The organism is Bradyrhizobium tropiciagri (assembly GCF_018130545.1).
Taxonomy (GTDB): Bacteria; Pseudomonadota; Alphaproteobacteria; order Rhizobiales; family Xanthobacteraceae; genus Bradyrhizobium; species Bradyrhizobium tropiciagri_A.
Window position 1 is genome coordinate 275,631 of record NZ_JAFCKF010000003.1, and the last position, 19,383, is coordinate 295,013.

Below are 19,383 nucleotides of genomic sequence, written 5' to 3' on the forward strand. Positions count from 1 at the left end.
CGCGATGCGTCAGATCCTGACGGGAGTATTTTTCCGCAAGGTAGCATCGCAAGGAACCATCGATTGTGAACGCAGCCCGGGGCGGATAGGCTTGTAGCATTGCGGGGACCGACATCATGAATCCTGGTATCGAAGGCATCGTTGGCATGTACGTCAAGCTCGGCGAGCTCGACACGCTGCAACGCATGAAAGAGCATCGGCAGAGCTTGCTCGACCAATGCGTCGACACCGCGAATTTCAGCTTCGACGTGACGCGATCGATCTACCGCAGCGACCTCGAGGTGATCGAAGCCGGCATCGAGAGCCTGTATGGCGAGATCACCGGCCATGTCGACGTCTTCGGTGAAAAGAGAATTGCCGGCTGGGCTTTGTACAACCAGCACCCCGACAAGCGGGTCCCGATCGACATCTACTTCAACGGCGAGCTCGTTGCCGAGGTCGTAGCCGATCAGTTCCGCAATGATCTTCTCAAGCTCAACAAGGGCGATGGGCACCATGGCTTCATGTTCGAGCCGCCAAGCGGGTCCTATCAGCCACCCCTGCAGCTCGAGATCCGCGCGGCGAAACGGAAGGTGCTGAAAGCGGTGACCGTCGAGCCGGCGGCAAACGCCGAAGCCAAATAGCCTCTCCGCGGCGCCTTCGCGCGGAGATCGTCACTTGATCGCGCTGCCGTCGGGCGCAAAGCCCTCGACCTTGTCCGAGATCACGAACGACATCAGGTCGTGCCCGATCACCAGCGGCCCCTGATAGGTCGTGCGCGTCCGCTTCAGCAGCACGTCCTCCGGCACGTCCTGCGTCGGTGGCTGGCTTGCGAACACGATGTGCGAATAGACAGCAAGCTTCGGCCTGGCCTCTGCGAAGATCCTGCCGGCCTCTTCCGGCGAGGTGTGATGGTTCTCGATCGCCCGGTAGTTCGGATAGGCCTTGAACAGCTCGGGATCGATCACCGCGACCTCATGGATCAGGAGGTCGGCGCCCTCGGCCGCCTTTGCCACCCGCTCGTCCGGCTTGGTGTCGCCCGACAGCACCACCTTCTTGCCGTCATACTCGACGACATACCCGAACGAGGGCTTGATCTTCTCGCCGTGATTGACCTCGATCGCGCTGACCTTGACACCGTTGTTCTCATAGACCGGCCCCGGCTCGATGTCCTTGGCCGCAAACGCGATACCCGCAGGCGGATAGCCCTCATCGTCGATCCGGATGCGGATGTCCTCGGAGAACGCCTTGGTGAGATTTTCGGTCATCGCCACGGTGCCCTTCGGCCCGAAGATCACCATCGGCGTCTTGCGCGAGCCGAACGGCGTACCGATCCACCCCGTCAGCCACATATCGGGAAGGCCGACGACGTGGTCGGAATGCAGATGGGTGATGAAGTGCGCCGTGATCGCGCCGATCGGGATCTTCTTCTGGAACAGGCGGATCGTCGAGCCGCGTCCGAAATCGAAGATCAGCTTCTCCGGCCCCGCTTCCACCAGCGTCGCGGCGCTGAAGCTCGAGAGCCGCGGCGTCGGCGTGCCGGTGCCGAGCAAGGTGACCCGCATCTCGGCGGCGCGCGCCATGCCGGCGCCGGCGAGGATGACCGCAGCAAGCGCAAGCCACAATTTCGGTCGCATGATCGAACGTCTCCGCCTCATGAACTGACTAAGTCACGACACGTTAGGTGAAGCGGCCGGAGATGCCAATGTCGGCTGCGACATGACGGCTCGCGCGGCGGATTGACAGCAATGGCCGCTCCATCCCACCTTGCGTCGCACCATCAGGCATTGGAATGAAACTGCAGCCCGGGTCGGAACGAATCTTCGCGGACGACAGCACCGACCCGCTGGACGGGCGCGTGCAATGGGCGCCGGCGAAGTCGCTGTGGCTCGGCAGCATGACCGTGGTCGCGATCATCTTCGGCCCGCTGACGTTCTCGTGGAGCGCGTTCGCGCTGTTCATCGTGACCAGCGCGATCACGCTGTGCTTCGGGCATTCGGTCGGCATGCACCGGCGCCTGATCCATACGAGCTTCGACTGTCCGCTATGGCTCGAGCGGCTCTGCGTCTATCTCGGCACGCTGGTCGGGATGGCCGGTCCCTACGGCATGGTGCGACTGCACGATCATCGCGACTGGGCCCAGCGCCAGGCGGCGTGCCACGCCTACTCCTGCCATGCCGCCGGCTTCTGGCGCGATGCCTGGTGGCAGCTGCACTGCAGGCTCGTGCTGAAACACCCGCCGGTCTTCCGGCTCGAACCGCGGCTCGCCGATGACCGCTTCTACGCGTTCGTCGAGCGAACCTGGATGTGGCAGCAATTGCCGTGGGCTATCCTGTTCTTTGCGATCGGCTCGTGGAGCTGGCTGGTGTGGGGCATCTGCGTGCGGATCGCCGTCTGCGTCACCGGTCACTGGCTGATCGGTCACTATTCGCATCGCCAGGGCGGACAGACCTGGGTCATCGAAGGCGTCGCGGCCCAGGGCTACAATGTCGGCATCGCCGGGCTGATCAGCATGGGCGAGAGCTGGCACAACAATCATCACGCCTATCCGGGCTCGGCGAAGCTCGGGCTGCTGCCGGGCCAGATCGATCTCGGCTGGTGGCTGATCAAGACGTTTGAGACAGCAGGCCTCGCCCGCAACATCAAGACGCCGGACAACCTTGCGCCACGCCCGGGTTCACGTCGCGTCGACGGCCTGCGCGATGTCGATGCGGTCGCCGGGACTTAGCAGCTGCGCATTGGTCCCGTCATCCGCACGCCAGATCGCCATTGCAGACCAGGCGCCACGCCGCTATAGCACCAGCGTCGGAAAAGGCAGACTTGGTTTGGTAAGCCCAAGTCCTTTCGAAATCGAAGTCCTTTCAGAATCGAAAGCTCTGGTCTCCTGCTCAACGCATGAGATCCCCACGACGAACACCGGATGCCGTCCAGGCGTCCATTGTGTTCGTCCGTGTGGTTCTCAACCCGACGAACCGCTCCGGTCGAACAGCGACACAGGAGCAGTTCATGCACAATCATCACCCCCTCCCCCATGATGTCGTGATCGCAGGTGCCGGCCCCGTCGGCCTGATGCTTGCGTGCGAGCTGCGGCTCGCCGGATGCTCGGTGCTGATGCTGGAGCAGGCCGCCGACCCGCGCTCGCTGCTGAAGCGGCTGCCGTTCGGCATGCGTGGCCTGTCGGCGCCGACCATCGAAGCGCTCGATCGTCGCGGGATGCTGGATGACATCGCGCCGCAGCAGCGTGCGAAAGATGACTCAGGCCGCAACACACCCACCGCGCATTGGCGGCAACAGCCGCGCCGCCCTGCCGGTCATTTCGCCGGCATTCAGTTTTATCACGATGACATCGACAGTTCGAAATGGCCGTTTCGCCTGCCGAGCCCTACCGGCAACAGCATGGCGGTCGACATGGAGTCGCTCGAATCCACACTGGCCGCGCGCGCGATCGCGATGGGAGTTGAGATCAGACGCGGCCTCGGCGTCGAGACGTTTGAGCAATCGGATCATGGCGTGATCGTTCGCGCCGATGGCGAGACGTTCCACGGACGCTGGCTGGTCGGTTGCGACGGCGGCCGCAGCACGGTGCGCAAGGCTGCCGGCTTTGAGTTTACCGGCACCGATCCCGAGTTTACCGGCTATTCGGTCGAGGTCGTGCTATCCGATCCGGACCAGCTCCGCCCGGGCCGCCACTACACGCCGACAGGCATGTACACCTTTGCACAGCCCGGCACGATCGCGATGGTCGATTTCGACGGCGGCGCCTTCCACCGCACCCAGCCGATCACGCGGGAGCATGTGCAGGCGGTGTTGCGTCGCGTCTCCGGCACCGACGTGACGTTGACGGCGCTGCAGCTCGCCACCACCTGGACCGATCGCGCCTGCCAGCCGACGGCCTACCGCAAGGGGCGCGTGCTGCTCGCCGGCGACGCCGCGCATATCCATTCTCCGCTCGGCGGCCAGGGGCTCAACCTTGGGCTCGGCGATGCGATGAACCTCGGCTGGAAGCTCGCGGCCACGATCCGCGGCGACGCGCCGACGGATCTGCTCGACAGCTATTCGCGCGAGCGGCATCCGGTCGGTGCGCAAGTTCTCGACTGGTCGCGCGCCCAGGTCGCGCTGATGCGGCCGAGCCGCAGTTCACGCGCGCTCGAAGCCATCATCCGCGATCTGATCGCAACATCAGACGGCGCAACCTATTTTGCCGAGCGCGTGTGGGGCGTTTCACTGCGCTACGATCTCGGCGACGGCCATCCGTTGATGGGCCGCAGCGCACCCGACTTCGAGCTCGCCGACGGGACGAGGCTGGGCGAGTTGCTTCGAGATGGACGCGGCCTGCTGCTGGACTTCGACGCGCGTGCTTCCCTGCAAGCGCTGGCCGATCGCTGGCGCGGGCGGATCAGCTATCGCGCGAGCGATGCCAGCGATCGACTGGGGCTGAGCGCGGTGCTCGTGCGCCCCGATGGGTTTGTGGCTTGGGCCACAGACATCGAGCCCGACCTGGGAGAGAGTGCCCAAGCGGCGGCGCGGTGGTTCGGAGAACCTGACGCGGCGCAAGAATGAGCGAGGCGCCACTGGGTACGGCGCACCTGAGCTTTCGCTTGTCTCTCTTGCACCGTGTACGGGTTCCCCGCCTCAACCGTAACGCCCTGTTAACCCTATCAGCCTTACGGTCGTCGGGGCTCCGAATGGACGGTGGCCAGGTTTGTTGTGATGTCGTTTGCACAGAAGAAAACTACCGTCGTCCCCGTAGCCGAGGAGCGGCGGCGCTTTCAGCGCGTCAAGGTGCACCTGCTCGGCCGCTACATGCTGCCCGACCGGCGCGAGTTTCCCTGCCAGATTATCAACATGTCCCCGGGCGGCCTCGCGCTGCTGGCGCCCGGCATCGGCAATGTCGGCGACCGCGTCATCGCCTATCTCGACCATATCGGCCGCGTCGAGGGCCGCATCACCCGCATCATCGACAACGGCTTTGCGATGACGATCGGCGCCACCGCGCGCAAGCGCGACAAGCTCGCCGCCCAGCTGACCTGGCTCGCCAACCGCGACATCCTCAACTTGCCCGAGGATCGCCGCCACGACCGTATCGTGCCGCGCAACCCGATCGCCCTGCTCACCCAGGAAGACGGCACGCGGATGACCTGCCGCATCATCGACCTGTCCTTGTCCGGCGCCGCGATTGCCGCGGAGAACCGCCCGCCGCTGAAGTCGCTGGTGATGCTCGGCCGGGTGCAAGCCCGCGTGGTGCGAAACCTCGAGGAAGGCTTCGCGCTCGAGTTCGTCCACGAGCAGTCCGCGGAAACCCTCGAAGAGAGCGTTACCGCGAGGTAAAGCGAAAAACCGCTCAAGACCCCGTTTTCAGCCCGCGAAGGCGGCCTCCGGTGCACCGGTGGCCGCCTTCGACGCGTTTGGCGCTGCGAAATCGGCGGTTAACGGCTGGAACTTCTGACGCAACAAACCACGCTGCCGCAACGTTCGGCGCGTTAATACGTAAAATTTGAATCAATTGCAGTTGTTTCAAATTTTACGCGAATTCGATTCAAGTACAGTTCAACTTCGCCGCAGCTTTTATCAGTATTCGCGTCAAATCTACTTTGTGCACTTAGCGGCGGCGAAAAAACTTTGTGCGAAACGTGGTCCCAACAAGAAGAACGGGGGCCACAATGTTTGGTTTCAGGGGACAGGGGAAAGGTTTGGCGGTTGCCGCCATCCTGTTTGCAACGTGCGTGTCGGCCAAGGCCGGCGACGTGGTCTACGCCAGCCTGGGGGACGTCGCGCGTTCGCCGATCGGCTGGGTCGAATTCTGCGCCGACAATCCGGCCGAGTGCCGCGGCGGCGCGACGCAACCACGCGACATCGTGTTGTCGCAGACCGCTTGGCGCGACCTCGTGCGGGTCAACAAGTGGGTCAACGAATCCATCAAGCCGATGACCGACATGGATCATTGGGGCGTGATCGAGAAATGGTCGTTGCCGACCGACGGTTACGGCGACTGCGAGGACTACGTGCTCCTGAAGCGCAAGATGCTGATGGACGCCGGCTGGCCCCGCGAGGCGCTGTTGATCACGGTGGTCCGCGACAAGAAGGGCGAAGGCCACGCGGTGCTGACGGTGAAGACCGACAAGGGCGAGTTCGTGCTCGATAACCAGAACGAGAGCATCGTCGCCTGGACGGAGACCGGCTACCGCTTCGTCAAGCGGCAATCGCAGAGCGATCCGAACGTGTGGGTCTCGCTCGGCGACAACCGCCCCGCAGTTTCAACCGCAAGCTCGCGCTGAGCAGAACAGGACATTTCGAGTTCGCGACCCGGTCACATCCCCACCCCTCCCCGTCCCAGACCGGTTCGCGCGCGGCCAGCCATCCCCCAATGGCTGGCCGCGACCTTTTGCGCATACGACGAACCTGCGCAGCGCTGATCCGCGCCGCGCAGGCTTGTCTGTTTCGGCATGATCTCTGCGCAAACCGGTCGGCAAAGCGCGTTCGCTGAGCGGATCGGCGAAGGCGCCGATTGAAGCGCTTGAGCTCGTCGCGCCCCAGCGGCCGCTTCGAACACGATGCCGCCGGCGGCGACGTGCTTGCCTCCATACATGGTCTTTTGCGCGGTGAAGGTGAACGCAACGGTCCCTGGATCCCGGATCTCGGTCTTGATTGCAAATGTCATCGCAACACCATCTCGTCGCCCGGCCGTCCTATATCCCAGCCTTGACTTCCCGGCACATCCCATATTGAATTGAATTCATTTCAGTGGATGGGCACATGATGGATGCAACCAGCCCGGGGGCACCGGAACGGCTGCTCGCGGCAGCGCAAGCGGAGCTCATCGACGGCCATGGCCACCTCGAGATGCAGGCCGTCGCCAGGCGAGCGCAGGTCTCGGTCGGGCTCGCCTATCACCATTTCGGATCGAAGGCCGGCCTGATCGCCGCCGTGGTCGAAGACTTCTACGAGCGTCTCGATGCGGCCGCCTTCGGCGGCGCCAAGCCGTTCGCCGGGACCTTATCCACCAAGACCTGGGCGGACCGCGAACGGCAGCGCATCGGCGCCTACATCGCCTTTCACTACGAGCACCCGTTTGCCGCCCTGGTGATCGGTCCGCTGTGCCGCGCACCGGAGGTCCTCGATGTCGAGACCGCCTTCACCGCCCGGCAGCTCGCGGCCGGGTCGCGGATGCTTCAGGCCGCGCAGCGCGACGGGATCGTGCCTGGCGACATTGATCCTCACCTCACCATCGCGCTGATGATCGGCGGCATCCGCCAAGCGCTGATCCGTGCGCTGACAGGCGAACGGCGGCCTGATCCCGCAAGGCTGACCGGCGACATCTGGGCCTTCATGGCCGCCGCGCTGCGGCTGCCCGCCGAGCCGGCATCGGTGGGGTCCAAAGCCAGGCGGCGGCGCCGCAGCTAACAATCAACTACAACTGCAAGGTCGGTGGCCATCTTGTTCAACCCGCACGATTTTCACACGCCGCAATCGTCCTACGGCAAGCCGGATCTGCTGCGCTCCAGCGATGGCGGCTATTTCGGTCCCGGCAATGCGCAATTGCCGGCGCCACCGATGCTGATGATGGATCGCATCACCGAGATCAGCACCGAGGGCGGCGCCTTCGGCAAAGGCCATGTTGCCGGCGAACTCGACATTGCACCCGACCACTGGTTCTTCGCCTGTCACTTTGCCGGCGACCCCGTGATGCCGGGCTGCCTCGGGCTCGACGCCATGTGGCAGATCATCGGCTTCTGGCTGGGCTGGTCGGGTTCGCCGGGCAAAGGCCGGGCGCTTGGGGTCGGCGAGGTCAAGTTCAGGGGGCACATCACGCCTGACGTCAGGCTGGTGCGCTATGAGGTCGACATGCGCCAGGTCCGGCGCGGACGGCTGGTGCTGGGCATCGCCGATGGCCGTGTGCTTGCCGACGGCGCCTGCGTCTATCTGGCGAAGGACATGAGGGTCGGCCTGATTGCACCGACGCGCTGAGCCCACCCGCGGACAGTCCCGTTTTGGGGCAGCAGCCCCGGAATTTGCGGCGGGTTTTGCACTCCCCGCGCCACCTGCTTGAATTGCCGGGGGTTTTGCCCGCGCAGCGGTTGTGCTATTCGGAACCTTTCAATTGATGTCCGGTTCTGGTCGCATGGTCGAACTTGCCCCCCGGAATGCACAAGTCAGCAGCCTGACCGGCGTGCAGCCGATCGCGATCGGCGCCGTGGCGCTGGTGCTCGTGCTGTTCGGCATCGGCTCGATCGCGCTGTGGCGCAGCTTCAGCGGCAACGTGCCGGAGACCGACCGGATGGTCGCCGCCCGTCAATTGCAGGCGCGGACCGCGCAGGTCTCCGAGGCCCTGGTGGAAAAGACCAAGGGCATGGAGGTCACCCAGCAGGAATCCATCGACCAGTTGCAGGAGGTGCAGGACCAACTGCTGACCATGCGCAAGCAGTTCGCCCTGCAACAGGCCGACGCCAAGAAGCTCGTCGATCAGGTCGCCGCCTTGACCGAACAGGTCGAGGGTCTGCGCCAGTCACTGGCAAGCGCACAGGCCAACGAGCCGACCGCCGAGCCCCAGCCGCGCAAGCGCTCGAAGGCCTCAAGGAGCGCCAACCGGAAGCGCCACCGCTCGCGCGGCTGACGATTTCGCGTGCCGCCCGCCCAGCGACCGGCCGGCCATCAAAATGCACCAATTCCCGAACAACATCAGCGGCTAAGGTGGAACTTTCGGGACTCCAGGCCAGCCGCTGCAGCCTCGCATGAGTGCCCGTTAGCGTGAATTAATCCGGACTTTGTGAACTGCTTCACATATCGGCGTTCGAATCCGAGTCATCCTTCAATGACCGGATGGCGTGAGCCGATTTCAATATCCGGGGCTGGCAAGGTCGTTGACGGTATACTACGTCGACGGCCTTGTTTTTTGGGCCTCGACTCACGGTTCGGATTGCGCGCATGCCGTCAGCCGCGCGCAGATCCTCCGGCCCCAGCTGCGTCCGATCTCAGCCGGCGTTAGCGATCTATTTGCTGCGATCCCGCAACACGCGATTGCCCCTCAGCCGCAGCCGCGCAAGCTTCGGCTCGAGCTCGTGGAGCATATAGATCAACGCAACGGCAAGGCTCGAAACAACCACCATGAACAGCAATGTCAGATCAGGAATGGTCAGCATCTTGAAGGCCCTCTGAGGCCCGGCTCCAATCGCAGCCGGGCCATTTGTTGTCGCGACGCGTTCACGCACCAACTGCCGCAAAGCATAAGCAAGCTGCATACCAGTGCGCGACAGCCGACGCGGTCGCAGGGCATCGAAACGCCGGCCGCGCGATCATTCCAAGACCATCAGCATGGCGATCGAATGGAACGGCCATGCGTCAACGGATGGCTCAGTTGCAAACCTGCACGTGCCGGACCCGCCAGCCATACGGCGTCATGATGCTGCGGCGCACGATGTAGCAGCCGCCGTCACCATAGCCATAGCCGTCGTCATAGCCGTAACCGGCGTAGTACGGATTGCCATAGTAGCCGTCGTAGTAGTCGTAGGCGCCATAGCCGAGCCCGAAGCCGATCGCAGCCGCGGCAAGCGGATAGCCCCAGCCGCGCCGATAGTAGCCGCCATGCCAGCCGCCGCCACCATGCCAGCCACCACCGTGCCAACCGCCGATCGCAGCCGAACGGAAGCCGCCGCCCGCGCCCATGGCGCGGAATGCACCACCGTGGAAGCCGCCGAAGCCGCCACCGCCGTGGAAGCCTCCACCCCCGTGGAATCCGCCACCGCCGAAGCCACCGCGTGCCGACGCGGCGTCGACCGTGAACAGGACAGCCGATGCCGTCGCCAGCAAGGCAATCATCGTCTTACGCAACATCACCCGTTACTCCTCTTTCCGAGGCTTTTCGCTTCAAGCCTCCTCCGCCGCGTCCCGCGCATGCTAACCCAATGTAGGACCGAGGCTTCGGCTGCGCGTCGATGCCGCGCTCACTTCTGCGCGACCCGTGTTCATCAAGCGCGCGGTCTCAAAGGTTAACAGCCGCGGCAGATGCCTTTGACCCGACGATCGACCGACTTGTTCTCGTCCTCGATCGCCTTGTCGAGATTTTCGGTCGACGACGCCGAGCCGGTGGTGACGCCCTCGCCGCTGTTCAGCCGGCCGGAGGATTGCGCGGTGCCGGCGCTATTGGTGCCTGGCGGCGATGTGACTTGCGGCGACATAGGGCTGGCCGATGAGGGACTGCCGGTCCCGGTGCCCTGAGCGACGACAACTGCGGGTGCCAGCAGAACGGCGATTGTCGCGAACGCGGCGGTAGCGGATAATTTGGGCATGGCAATTCTCCCTTGCGGACATCAACGGGTCCACAAAACGCCGGTTCCCACCGGCGTTGGAGCAATACAGTTTGGGGGCAATGCAAATTGCGCAAGCTGATCGAGTTTGACGACGACACATTCGACAAGCTGAAGCAGCTTGGCCGCGACCGGATGGCGACCTTGCAGGAGCTCGCCGACGAGGCCTTCGCCGACCTGCTCAAGAAGCACGGCATTCCGATCGACCTGAGAGATGCGCTGCGCAAGAGCGCAAGGCTTCAGGAAGCGGCAAGGCCACAGGAGGCTGCAGCGAAGCCACGCCCCGCACAGAAGGGCGCACGCAAGAAGCGACGCAGGCGTTGAAAGCTAGGGCGCGGCCTCATAACGCGCGGCGCGCCACAGCCGGATGGATGCGAGTTGGACGAAGGTAAGGTAGTTTACCGCAAGCCTCTCGTAGCGCGTTGCCACGCCACGACATTGTTTGATCCTGTTGAAGAGCCGCGCAAGCTGATTGCGAGCGCGATAGAGATAGGGGCAGAAGCAAATCGGATCGCCATGATTGCATTTCGGCAGGATGTTGGCCCACGCCCTCTTTTTGATTCCACACGCGGCGTCCACTCCAATTCTTCGATGACCCAACTTAAGGATCCTGGATCAATTCAACCTTGTAGCCGTCGGGATCTTCAAGGAAGGCAATAATCGAAGTGCCGAATTTGACCGGCCCCGGTTCGCGTCTGATCTTCACACCTGTCGCGCGCACTTCCTCGCAGAGGCGATAGATATCGGGCACGCCGATCACGAGATTGCCGAACGCTGTTCCGTGCTCGTAGCTTGCGACACCATAGTTATAGGTCAACTCGATACCGGACCCGCCTTCGCCGTCGAAGCCGAGAAACGCCAGCGTGTATTTTCCGTCGGGCACATCGCGACGCCGTATCTCTTGCATTCCAAGTCGCTTGTAAAAAGCGATGCTACGGTCGAGATCGCCGACGCGGATCATCGTGTAGAGAATCTTACTCACGGAGAGCCCCCTTGATTTGGATGAGAAGAAACGTGCTGATTAGGAGAGCGCTGAAGCGATCCATTGCGCCCAGGCGAGAGCCGCACGGTCGTCGCCGCGCCGTGCGATGACCTGAATGCCGAGAGGTAGGCCGTTCGCTCCCGTGCCGGCCGGTACGGTCAAACAGGGCACGTGCAAAGCGGTCCAGAGCGAGTTGAAGGACGAATCTCCGGTTGAACTGAAACCTTCCGGTGCTTCGCCAGTCGCCGCTGGCGTAATGAGAATATCGAGATCGCCCAGCGTCGATGAGAACCGCTCGCGAACCTGCGCGAGCGCTGCAAGAGCCTTGGAATACTGTTCCCATGTCACCGCAAGGCCCGCATCCAATTGTTCGAGCAGCGTGTGGCTGACCTGGTCGCGCGCGTGCGTTAGCTCCCACCCCAATCCTTGCGCGGCTTCGCGGTTCAAAACGTGCGAAAATGTCTGAAACGCGGAGCTAAAGTCCGATTGAAGCTCGTAGTCGCTGACCAATGCACCAGCACGCGCCAACGTCGCGGTCACATTGGTCACCAAGCGTTGGGTTTCGGGCTGCGCCTTGCCCCACGCCGGCGAGCGGCAGACGCCGATACGTGGCGCGTGCTCCGGCCTGAGGTCCGGATTGCCAAGATCCTGTCCTGATATAGCGCCGACATACAGCGCGCAGTCTGCAACGCTACGCGCGATGATGCCAACCGTGTCCAGCGTTTCTGATACCAGTTTAACGCCGCCACGATTGATCAGCCCGAAGCTCGGCTTGAATCCGACCACGCCGCAATAGGCCGCCGGCTTGATCAAGCTGCCCATCGCTTGAGTGCCAGTGCCGAGGGGAAAGAAGAAGTCGGCAACCCCGGCAGCCGAGCCGCTGCTTGAGCCGCCTGGCGTATGGCGGAGCGTTTGCGGGTGAGCGGTCGGCCCTGGCGTTCGGATTGCAAACTCGGCGGTGACGGTCTTGCCGATGACAACCGCGCCAGCGTTGCGTGTCAGATTCACCACCGCGGCGTCTGTCTTCGGGCGCCAGCCCTTCCAGATCGGCGAGCCGTGCTCCGTTGGCATGTCGGCAGTATCGAAAACATCCTTCACGCCGACGGGTATGCCGTGAAGCGGACCGGGAAGGGATTTTGCGGCACGCGGCTGTGCCGGATCGATGAAGGCAAACGCTTGGACCTTGGTTTCGCGCTCGGCAATGCGCGCGAGACAGGCTTCCAAGAGATCGGCGGGTTTGAGTTTGCCGGATTGAATTAGGCGCGAGGCCTCGGTGGCGGTCAGGCGAGCGGCGTCCATGTCGAAATTGTCCCAAGCAGGTGAGCCACCGCGAAACTAGGCCTTGCAATTCCATCAAAAAAATTAATATTTCTGGCACAACTGTTTAATGGAATTGAACTGTGGCCAATATCAATCTGGATCTCGACGTCCTGCGAACCCTGGTTACGGCTCAGGACCTTGGTGGTTTTAACCGTGCTGCCGATCGGATCGGTCGCACGCAATCGGCGGTCAGCCAGCAAATCCGTCGTATTGAAGGGCAACTGGGACAGGCGCTCTATCGAAAGAACGGACGCGGCGTCGCCTTGACCGAGGCCGGCGATGTGATGCTCGCCTATGCGCGCAAGATGCTCGAACTCAATGACGATGCAGTCGCGGCAGTCCGCGGGGTTGCAGTCGAGGGAACGGTCCGTTTTGGGTTGCCGAGCGATCTTGCGGAAACCTGGCTGTCAACCACCTTGGGCCGCTTCAAACGTGCGCATCCAACCGTCTTGATCGAAGCAGTGGTCGACCGAAACGCCGTGCTGCTTGAGCAACTCGACAAAGGGCATCTCGATCTGGTTCTCGCCTTCGGAGGCCAAGATAGAAGCGACGCACATCGGCTTGCCGATTTGCCGATGAAGTGGATCGGGCCAGCATCACGTCAGGTCTCGCACGAAAGCTGCGAGCCTTTGCCGCTTGTGATGTATGGGCCACCCTGTTTCTTCCGGCAGGCCGGCATTGATGCTCTTGATAAGGCCGGCATCCCTTGGCGCACCGCCTTCACAAGCCCAAGTCTCCATGGACTTTGGGCCGCGGTCGAAGCAGAGTTGGGGATTACCGTACGTACGGCTCTGGGCCTTCCACCCTCGGTTATGGTTCTCGACGATCGTTCCGGATTGCCGCCGGTGCCAACCATCGCTTTGTGCCTGCACGATGCACGACGAGAACTCGCGCCGGCCGTTCGTCGTTTGATGGACATCCTTCTGGAAACACTGGAGGCCAAATTGGCCGGCGTTCCCGAGCTCCAGCCTTTCATTCAGAAGGAAGCCGAACGCGCGCCACAGCGTCACTCCGCCGCTCCGGGTCGCGCTTCAGCAACAAAACTGACGTAGCCTTCGTCGCGTCACGTCAACTGGCTTAGGGATACACGGCGTAAAGTTCTTGTCCAGGCATGATCTTTTCGGAAAACCGCCTCGCGCTTTTCCGGATCGTGCTTCAGCCGATCTTCTTCAGTCCGGCTTTGTACTGCGGGCCCCTGATCGCGTAGGACTTCGCCGGTCGCGACAGCGCCTCGGCCTGCGCGGCGTCGAGTGTGCGCACCACGCGCGCAGGCGCGCCGATGATCAGGGAGTTTTCCGGAAACTCCTTGCCCTCGGTGATGACCGAACCGGCGCCAACCACACTGCCGCGCCGGATGCGCGCGCCGTTCATCACGATCGAGCCCATCCCGATCAGCACGCCGTCTTCCAGCGTGCAGCCGTGCACGATCGCATTGTGGCCGATGGTGACGTTGTTGCCGATGGTCAGGGGAAAACCGGGATCGACATGCAGGGTCGAATTGTCCTGGACGTTGGAGCCCTCGCCGATCTCGATCCACTCATTGTCGCCGCGCACGACCGCGCCGAACCAGACGCTCGCCGCGGATTTGAGGCGGACCTTGCCGATCACAACGGCATTGTCGGCGATGAAGTAGCTGCCGTCAGCGGGAAGATCGGGCCCCTGCCCGTCGAGTTCGTAGATCGCCATGGATGTCTCCCTGGAGCGTTTTCGAGCGAAGTGGACGCCGGTTCGCGTGAAGAAAACGCGTCAAAGCGCAAATCCGGAGCTGCGTGTTCTGATTCAACCAGAACCGAACCTCTCGTCCGGACGACCTTGGCACAGCGACTGATGTGGTTTCAAGCAAGTGCAGTCATGATCCGAACGCGGATCATGGCCGGTCAGCCGAGCACGCCCGCAGCGCGTAGCGTCATCATGAAGAAGGTGCCGGACATCAGGCTCCAGAATCCGGAGATGACGGTTGCCATCATCACGAACTCGAAGCGGCGGCGTTCGATGCGCGCGCCGCGCAGCGTGTTGCGCATGATGATGAACGGTGCGGCGAAGACCAGGAACGGGACCGCGGCAAAGGTCTTCGGCGCCACGCCGTCCTGCAACAGGCCGAAGCCCGCCGGGCGCTCCGCCATCGCCTGATAGCCGCTGGCCAGTGCGCCGGCGAGTGCGAAGCCGATGAAGAGAGAAAACAGGGAATTCAGGGTATCGGGCGACATCGGAACTTCCGCTACGCTACAGGCCACTCACGCCTGCTTCGCAGAATTGGCCGCCGGCCGCCACATCATCCTTAAGGAAAGGTTAATCCGGTGCGCCGGACGCGGCGTTTGCGCATGGCCATTCAAGAAGGGATTCCATTGGAATCGTACGGAAATTCCTCGCCACGTGGCATATTCGGCAGATGATTCGGCCACCCTCGACCTGGTCTTTGCTTCGTTCATGACGCTTCTCTCGACGGCCCAGCATCTCGCCCGCGATACCCGCCGCAACCCGCGCGCGCATCTCGTTCCGATCATCGCCTCGGCCATCATCGCGGCCAGCGCGATTGCGCTTGTCGCCTATCTGCTGTGGCCGACGTACACGACTGTGCCGGTGAGCGATCCGTCGCGGCTGCCGGTGAGCGTCGGCGGCACGCTGTTCAACGTGCCGACCATGGCGGTGCGCATGAAGATCCAGCGCCATTCCGGGCCGCAGGAACGCGTCGATCTGAGCTTCCTCTACCCGTCGCTGGAGGCGCCCGCCGCGCCGAAGCACTACAGCGCCGATACGGTCGAGGACAAGGTGCAGCCGATCGACCGAATCTTCGCGTCGATCTCGGCGCATCACGATTCACTCGCGCCCGATATGCGCGTACGCACGATCTATCCGCGCTATCTCGACGAGCGTGCAACGACCGACGACGGCCTGACCGCGCGTGCGTTCCGCGACGGCACACCCTATGGCGGCGAGGACCTGTTCACCGCGACCGAGCCGCAGCTGATCGCACGCTGCACGCGCGATACGTCGACGCCCGGCATGTGCCTGAGTGAGCGGCGCATCGAGGGCGCCGACCTGACCTTCCGCTTTCCGCGCAGCTGGCTCGCACAATGGCGCGACATCGCCACCGCGATGGACCGCCTCTCCGCGCAAATGCACAGCGCGAAGGGGTAACTCCGTCATTGCGGCGGAGCGAGGTGACGATCGAAAGATCGGCACTCCTCGCAATGACGATCTGAGACTGCTCAGCCCTTACTCAGCCAGATCTTCTTCCAGGATGGCCATCTGGAACTGGAACGAGCGATCATCGTCCTCGTCGTCGACGAACAGCACACCGATGAACTCCTCGCCGATATAGACTTCGGCCGAGTCGTCCTTCTTGGGCCGCGGCACCACGCGGATCTTGGGATTGCTGAACACGCGCTTCAGATACGCGTCGAGCTTCCTGACTTCCTGAACGTCCACGGCCGTCTCCAATCGGGTCGATGATTTTCGGGGGAGTTTTAGGACGAGACGCCGAAGATCGCCAGAGCCTTTTCAGGCTTTGGCGACGTGATGTTGCGCACACGCACAAGCGCGCCGCCGATCAGAAAGCGAATGAAATCAAAGCCCGATCGCGTTGAGCATCTGGTCCATGGTGCGCGACGGCTCGGCACAGCCGGCTTCGCCGACGATTTTCGCCGGCACGCCCGCGACGGTGACGTTGTGCGGAACGGGCTTGACCACGACGGAGCCCGCCGCGATGCGCGCACAGTGACCGATCTCGATATTGCCGAGGATCTTGGCGCCGGCGCCGATCAGCACGCCGTGGCGGATCTTCGGATGGCGATCCTCGTTCTCCTTGCCGGTGCCGCCGAGCGTGACGCCATGCAGGATCGAGACGTCGTCGTCGATGACCGCGGTCTCGCCGCAGACGAAGCCGGTGGCGTGATCGAGGAAGATGCCGCGGCCGATCCGGGCCGCCGGGTTGATGTCGGTCTGGAACACCGCCGACGAGCGGCTCTGCAGGTAGAACGCAAAATCCTTGCGGCCCTGCTGATAGAGCCAGTGCGCCAGACGATGGGTCTGCAGCGCGTGAAAGCCCTTGAAGTAGAGCAAGGGATCGATGAAGCGCGAAGTCGCGGGATCGCGGTCATAGACCGCGACGAGGTCGGCACGGAACGCGTTGCCGAGATCGGGCTCGTCGCGCAGCGCCTCGCCGTAGGTCTGGCGGATCAGGTCACCCGACAGCGCGGCGTGGTCGAGCCGCTCGGCAATGCGATGGACCACCGAATCTTCCAGGCGCTCATGATGCAGCACGGTCGCATAGATGAAGGATGCGAGCTCCGGCTCGCGCCGCAGGATGTCTTCCGCTTCGCCGCGAATCCGATCCCAGATCGGATCGAGCGAAGCCAGCTTCGCGCCCTGCGGATTGACCTGATGAACTGCCATAGCTGCTCTCGCAATTCGGTTGTTCTGACGTGCGTTATAGCACGATGGACCCAGCGCGTCCCGGGAAGGCTTGGCACGGTAAACCCCAGCCGAACGCCCCCGGACCGACGTCTAGGGGAATTGGTCGGGATTTTGCCGAAATCAAGCCGTGCTTCTGCAACTATTGGCGGATTTCGTCGCCAGTGTGGTTTTGGGCATGGTCAGCCCCAATAAAAGGGGGAAACATCATCAATACGCAGAGTTTGCGCGCCCGCCTGACCGATGCACGGTCGGTCTGGGTTGCCACCATTGCCATCCCCCTCCTCCTGCTCGCCCCTGCCTTCTGGAACGGCTATCCGCTGCTCCAATGGGATACCGGCGGCTATCTCGCCCGCTGGTACGAGGGCTATCTGGTGCCGAGCCGGTCCACCGTGTACGGCATCTACCTCCATCTCGGCGAGACATCGGGCTTCTGGCTCAACCTTGGCGTCCAGACGCTGGCGACGCTGTGGATCCTGCAACTGACGCTGCGCGTGCTCGACCTCGCCCGGCCGGTCCGGCTGATCGCGATCAGCCTCGTGCTGATCGCCACCACCGCCCTGCCCTGGCTTGCGAGCATGCTGCTCACCGACATCTTCGCCGGCCTGTCGGTGCTCGCGCTCTTCATCCTCGTGCTCTGCGGCGATCGGATCTCGACGCTGGAGAAGTCCGTGCTGTTTGGCTTCACCGCGTTCTCAGCCGCAACCCACAGCGCGACGCTCGCGGTGTTACTCGGCCTGTGCTGCGTCGGCTGGATGCTCCGTCCATGGCTCCGCCGGCGCATTCCGGTCGCAAGCCTCGTGCAGGGCAGCCTGACGACCTTGGCCGGCGCGGCAATGCTGCTGGCGGCGAATTTCGCGCTGTCCGGACAGCTCGCCTGGACGCCCGGGGGCATCGGTGTCGCCTTCGGCCGCATGCTGCAGGATGGCATCGTCACGCAATATCTGCGCGACCATTGCGCGAAGGAGAACCTGAAGCTCTGCCCCTATCGCAACGAGTTGCCGCCGACCGCCGACGACTTCCTGTGGGGCCATAGCATGTTCAACACGCTCGGCCGCTTCCAGGGACTGAATGACGAGATGGGCTATATCGTGAAGCGCTCGCTGGCCGAATATCCGGCATGGCAGGCCGAAGCGGCGCTGATCGCAACCGTCGACCAGCTCATGCATGTCGCGACCGGCGAAGGCAGCAACGGCTGGATCCCGCACACCTATGGGATCATCGAGCGCTACATTCCCGCACAGGTCGCGCCGATGCGCGCGGCGCGGCAACAGAAGTGGCATCTCGACTTCACCGCGATCAACCGCATCCACGTGCCGGTCGCGCTGGGCTCGATGCTGCTGGTCGTGCTGCTGTTCGGCCGCGGGCTGTGGCAGCGACGGCTCGACGACCTCACGCTGCTGGCGGGCACCGTCACGCTCGCTCTGCTCGGCAATGCCGTCGTTTGCGGCGTGATCTCGGGTCCGCACGACCGCTATGGCGCGCGCCTGGTGTGGGTTGCGACCTTCGTGGTGCTGATCGCGGCCGCGCGCGCCTTCGCCAGGGACGATGCCGAGAACGAAGCCGACGGGCTATTTTCGCCGCGACAGGAAATCGATGACCCCGGTCTTGTAGACCTTGTCGCCGACCGCTCGCATATGGTCGCGGTTCGGAATGTCGAGCACCTCCGCCCCCGGAATGATGCGGCCGAGCGCTGACGCCGAACCCGCGATCTCATCCTTGCTGCCGACCGCGATCAGGACCGGCACGCTGATGCCGGCGGCCTCCTCGCGCGTCATCAGCCGGCGCGAGCCGCGCAGGCAGGCCGCCAGCGCGCGGCGGTCGGAACGGGTCTGATCGGCAAAGGCGCGGAAGGTGCGGCCGACCGGATCGGTGACATCCTCGAGCGATGGCGCCTCCAGCGCCAGCGCGACGGCCTCGCCCGGCCCACCGCCCTCGATCAACCCGATGCCGATGCCACCCAGGATCGCCGAGCGCACCCGATCGGAATGTTCGCGCGCCAGGATCGCGGTCATCCGCGAGCCCAGCGAATAGCCCATGATGTCGGCGCGCGCGATTCCGAGATGATCCATCAATGCGATCACGTCGCTTGCCATGATCGCGATCTCGTACTGCGCGACGTCGTAGAGCTTGGCGGATTCGCCGTGGCCGCGATTGTCGAGTGCGATGACGCGACGACCGGCCTTGACGAGATCCGACACCCAGGTCGGATAGATCCAGTTGACGTTCTTGCTCGAGGCAAAGCCGTGCACGAGCACGATCGGCTCGCCCTCGCCTTCGTCGATATAGGCAATTTCAACATCGCCGTGATGGAAACTCGGCATCATGCATTCCGTCGTTGCTTGGGATTTGCTTGGGATTGTTTCTTGAGATTTTCGATTGGCGATC

The 19,383-nt window shown here is 63.3% G+C and carries 23 protein-coding genes and 2 pseudogenes; 12 read left to right on the forward strand and 13 right to left on the reverse strand.

The window, feature by feature from the left end:
• Nucleotides 1-116: 116 nt before the first annotated feature.
• Entirely contained in the window at nt 117-623 is a 507-nt protein-coding gene (locus JQ616_RS13960; protein WP_212015211.1) for a hypothetical protein, read from the forward strand.
• A 30-nt stretch (nt 624-653) separates the two neighbouring features.
• On the opposite strand, the gene JQ616_RS13965 is transcribed toward JQ616_RS13960, so the two are convergent.
• On the reverse strand, nt 654-1,616 hold the full coding sequence (locus JQ616_RS13965) for an MBL fold metallo-hydrolase (protein WP_249136775.1): 963 nt from the start codon (nt 1,614-1,616) through the stop codon (nt 654-656).
• A 155-nt stretch (nt 1,617-1,771) separates the two neighbouring features.
• On the opposite strand from JQ616_RS13965, the gene JQ616_RS13970 reads away from it, so the two are divergent.
• From JQ616_RS13970 to JQ616_RS13985, 4 genes are all read left to right on the forward strand, one after another.
• The gene (locus JQ616_RS13970; protein WP_212015212.1) at nt 1,772-2,707 is read left to right on the forward strand and encodes an acyl-CoA desaturase; all 936 of its coding nucleotides are present in this window, start codon (nt 1,772-1,774) and stop codon (nt 2,705-2,707) included.
• A gap of 278 nt (nt 2,708-2,985) precedes the next feature.
• Complete coding sequence (locus tag JQ616_RS13975) at nt 2,986-4,539, forward strand: FAD-dependent monooxygenase (RefSeq protein ID WP_212016281.1); 1,554 nt, start codon at nt 2,986-2,988, stop codon at nt 4,537-4,539.
• Between the two features lie 150 nt (nt 4,540-4,689).
• Complete coding sequence (locus tag JQ616_RS13980; RefSeq protein WP_028336124.1) at nt 4,690-5,307, forward strand: PilZ domain-containing protein; 618 nt, start codon at nt 4,690-4,692, stop codon at nt 5,305-5,307.
• Between the two features lie 332 nt (nt 5,308-5,639).
• On the forward strand, nt 5,640-6,254 hold the full coding sequence (locus tag JQ616_RS13985) for a transglutaminase-like cysteine peptidase (RefSeq protein ID WP_212015213.1): 615 nt from the start codon (nt 5,640-5,642) through the stop codon (nt 6,252-6,254).
• Between the two features lie 32 nt (nt 6,255-6,286).
• Here JQ616_RS13985 and JQ616_RS13990 read toward each other — a convergent pair whose 3' ends face one another.
• Complete coding sequence (locus JQ616_RS13990; RefSeq protein ID WP_212015215.1) at nt 6,287-6,637, reverse strand: hypothetical protein; 351 nt, start codon at nt 6,635-6,637, stop codon at nt 6,287-6,289.
• 95 nt (nt 6,638-6,732) lie between these two features.
• Here JQ616_RS13990 and JQ616_RS13995 point away from each other — a divergent pair, with 95 nt between their 5' ends.
• The 3 genes from JQ616_RS13995 (at nt 6,733) to JQ616_RS14005 (ending at nt 8,590) form a co-directional block, all read left to right on the forward strand.
• The gene (locus JQ616_RS13995) at nt 6,733-7,380 is read left to right on the forward strand and encodes a TetR/AcrR family transcriptional regulator (RefSeq protein WP_212015217.1); all 648 of its coding nucleotides are present in this window, start codon (nt 6,733-6,735) and stop codon (nt 7,378-7,380) included.
• Between the two features lie 33 nt (nt 7,381-7,413).
• A complete protein-coding gene (fabA, locus tag JQ616_RS14000; protein WP_212016283.1) occupies nt 7,414-7,944 on the forward strand; it encodes a bifunctional 3-hydroxydecanoyl-ACP dehydratase/trans-2-decenoyl-ACP isomerase in 531 nt (176 codons plus the stop codon).
• A 154-nt stretch (nt 7,945-8,098) separates the two neighbouring features.
• Nucleotides 8,099-8,590 (forward strand): hypothetical protein, encoded by a 492-nt coding sequence (locus JQ616_RS14005; RefSeq protein ID WP_212016286.1) that lies wholly within the window; start codon nt 8,099-8,101, stop codon nt 8,588-8,590.
• A 376-nt stretch (nt 8,591-8,966) separates the two neighbouring features.
• Here the strand turns inward: JQ616_RS14005 and JQ616_RS14010 are convergent, their stop codons facing one another.
• The 3 genes from JQ616_RS14010 to JQ616_RS39290 all read right to left on the reverse strand — a co-directional run bounded on the left by JQ616_RS14010 (nt 8,967) and on the right by JQ616_RS39290 (nt 10,262).
• On the reverse strand, nt 8,967-9,215 hold the full coding sequence (locus JQ616_RS14010) for a hypothetical protein (RefSeq protein WP_212016400.1): 249 nt from the start codon (nt 9,213-9,215) through the stop codon (nt 8,967-8,969).
• Between the two features lie 112 nt (nt 9,216-9,327).
• The gene (locus tag JQ616_RS14015) at nt 9,328-9,807 is read right to left on the reverse strand and encodes a hypothetical protein (protein WP_212015219.1); all 480 of its coding nucleotides are present in this window, start codon (nt 9,805-9,807) and stop codon (nt 9,328-9,330) included.
• Nucleotides 9,808-9,962: 155 nt separating this feature from the next.
• On the reverse strand, nt 9,963-10,262 hold the full coding sequence (locus JQ616_RS39290; RefSeq protein WP_249136777.1) for a hypothetical protein: 300 nt from the start codon (nt 10,260-10,262) through the stop codon (nt 9,963-9,965).
• Nucleotides 10,263-10,349: 87 nt separating this feature from the next.
• Between JQ616_RS39290 and JQ616_RS14025 the strand changes: the two genes are divergently transcribed.
• A complete protein-coding gene (locus tag JQ616_RS14025; protein ID WP_212015221.1) occupies nt 10,350-10,604 on the forward strand; it encodes a hypothetical protein in 255 nt (84 codons plus the stop codon).
• 3 nt (nt 10,605-10,607) lie between these two features.
• Here JQ616_RS14025 and JQ616_RS14030 read toward each other — a convergent pair.
• The 3 genes and pseudogenes from JQ616_RS14030 to JQ616_RS14040 all read right to left on the reverse strand — a co-directional run.
• Nucleotides 10,608-10,841 (reverse strand): annotated as a pseudogene (locus tag JQ616_RS14030) (IS5/IS1182 family transposase); the annotation flags it as partial.
• 40 nt (nt 10,842-10,881) lie between these two features.
• Nucleotides 10,882-11,262: a lactoylglutathione lyase gene (gene gloA, locus JQ616_RS14035; RefSeq protein WP_349629993.1), complete on the reverse strand. Its 381-nt coding sequence runs from the start codon at nt 11,260-11,262 to the stop codon at nt 10,882-10,884.
• Between the two features lie 39 nt (nt 11,263-11,301).
• The gene (locus JQ616_RS14040) at nt 11,302-12,561 is read right to left on the reverse strand and encodes an amidase (RefSeq protein ID WP_212015223.1); all 1,260 of its coding nucleotides are present in this window, start codon (nt 12,559-12,561) and stop codon (nt 11,302-11,304) included.
• Between the two features lie 101 nt (nt 12,562-12,662).
• Between JQ616_RS14040 and JQ616_RS14045 the strand changes: the two genes are divergently transcribed.
• Nucleotides 12,663-13,634, forward strand: coding sequence for a LysR substrate-binding domain-containing protein (locus JQ616_RS14045; protein ID WP_349629994.1), 972 nt, complete (start codon nt 12,663-12,665; stop codon nt 13,632-13,634).
• 103 nt (nt 13,635-13,737) lie between these two features.
• On the opposite strand, the gene JQ616_RS14050 is transcribed toward JQ616_RS14045, so the two are convergent.
• Both JQ616_RS14050 and JQ616_RS14055 read right to left on the reverse strand, forming a co-directional pair.
• Complete coding sequence (locus tag JQ616_RS14050) at nt 13,738-14,268, reverse strand: gamma carbonic anhydrase family protein (protein ID WP_212015225.1); 531 nt, start codon at nt 14,266-14,268, stop codon at nt 13,738-13,740.
• 191 nt (nt 14,269-14,459) lie between these two features.
• A complete protein-coding gene (locus tag JQ616_RS14055; protein WP_212015227.1) occupies nt 14,460-14,789 on the reverse strand; it encodes a DUF6949 family protein in 330 nt (109 codons plus the stop codon).
• 220 nt (nt 14,790-15,009) lie between these two features.
• Between JQ616_RS14055 and JQ616_RS14060 the strand changes: the two genes are divergently transcribed.
• Nucleotides 15,010-15,720: a hypothetical protein gene (locus JQ616_RS14060; RefSeq protein WP_212015229.1), complete on the forward strand. Its 711-nt coding sequence runs from the start codon at nt 15,010-15,012 to the stop codon at nt 15,718-15,720.
• 78 nt (nt 15,721-15,798) lie between these two features.
• Here the strand turns inward: JQ616_RS14060 and JQ616_RS14065 are convergent, their stop codons facing one another.
• Both JQ616_RS14065 and cysE read right to left on the reverse strand, forming a co-directional pair.
• Complete coding sequence (locus JQ616_RS14065; RefSeq protein WP_021077729.1) at nt 15,799-16,011, reverse strand: DUF3126 family protein; 213 nt, start codon at nt 16,009-16,011, stop codon at nt 15,799-15,801.
• A 138-nt stretch (nt 16,012-16,149) separates the two neighbouring features.
• Nucleotides 16,150-16,977 (reverse strand): serine O-acetyltransferase, encoded by an 828-nt coding sequence (gene cysE / locus JQ616_RS14070; RefSeq protein WP_212015231.1) that lies wholly within the window; start codon nt 16,975-16,977, stop codon nt 16,150-16,152.
• Nucleotides 16,978-17,159: 182 nt separating this feature from the next.
• Between cysE and JQ616_RS14075 the strand changes: the two are divergent.
• Nucleotides 17,160-18,551: pseudogene (locus JQ616_RS14075) on the forward strand (hypothetical protein); the annotation flags it as partial.
• Between the two features lie 15 nt (nt 18,552-18,566).
• Here the strand turns inward: JQ616_RS14075 and JQ616_RS14080 are convergent.
• The gene (locus tag JQ616_RS14080) at nt 18,567-19,319 is read right to left on the reverse strand and encodes an alpha/beta fold hydrolase (RefSeq protein ID WP_212016296.1); all 753 of its coding nucleotides are present in this window, start codon (nt 19,317-19,319) and stop codon (nt 18,567-18,569) included.
• Between the last annotated feature and the right edge of the window lie 64 nt (nt 19,320-19,383).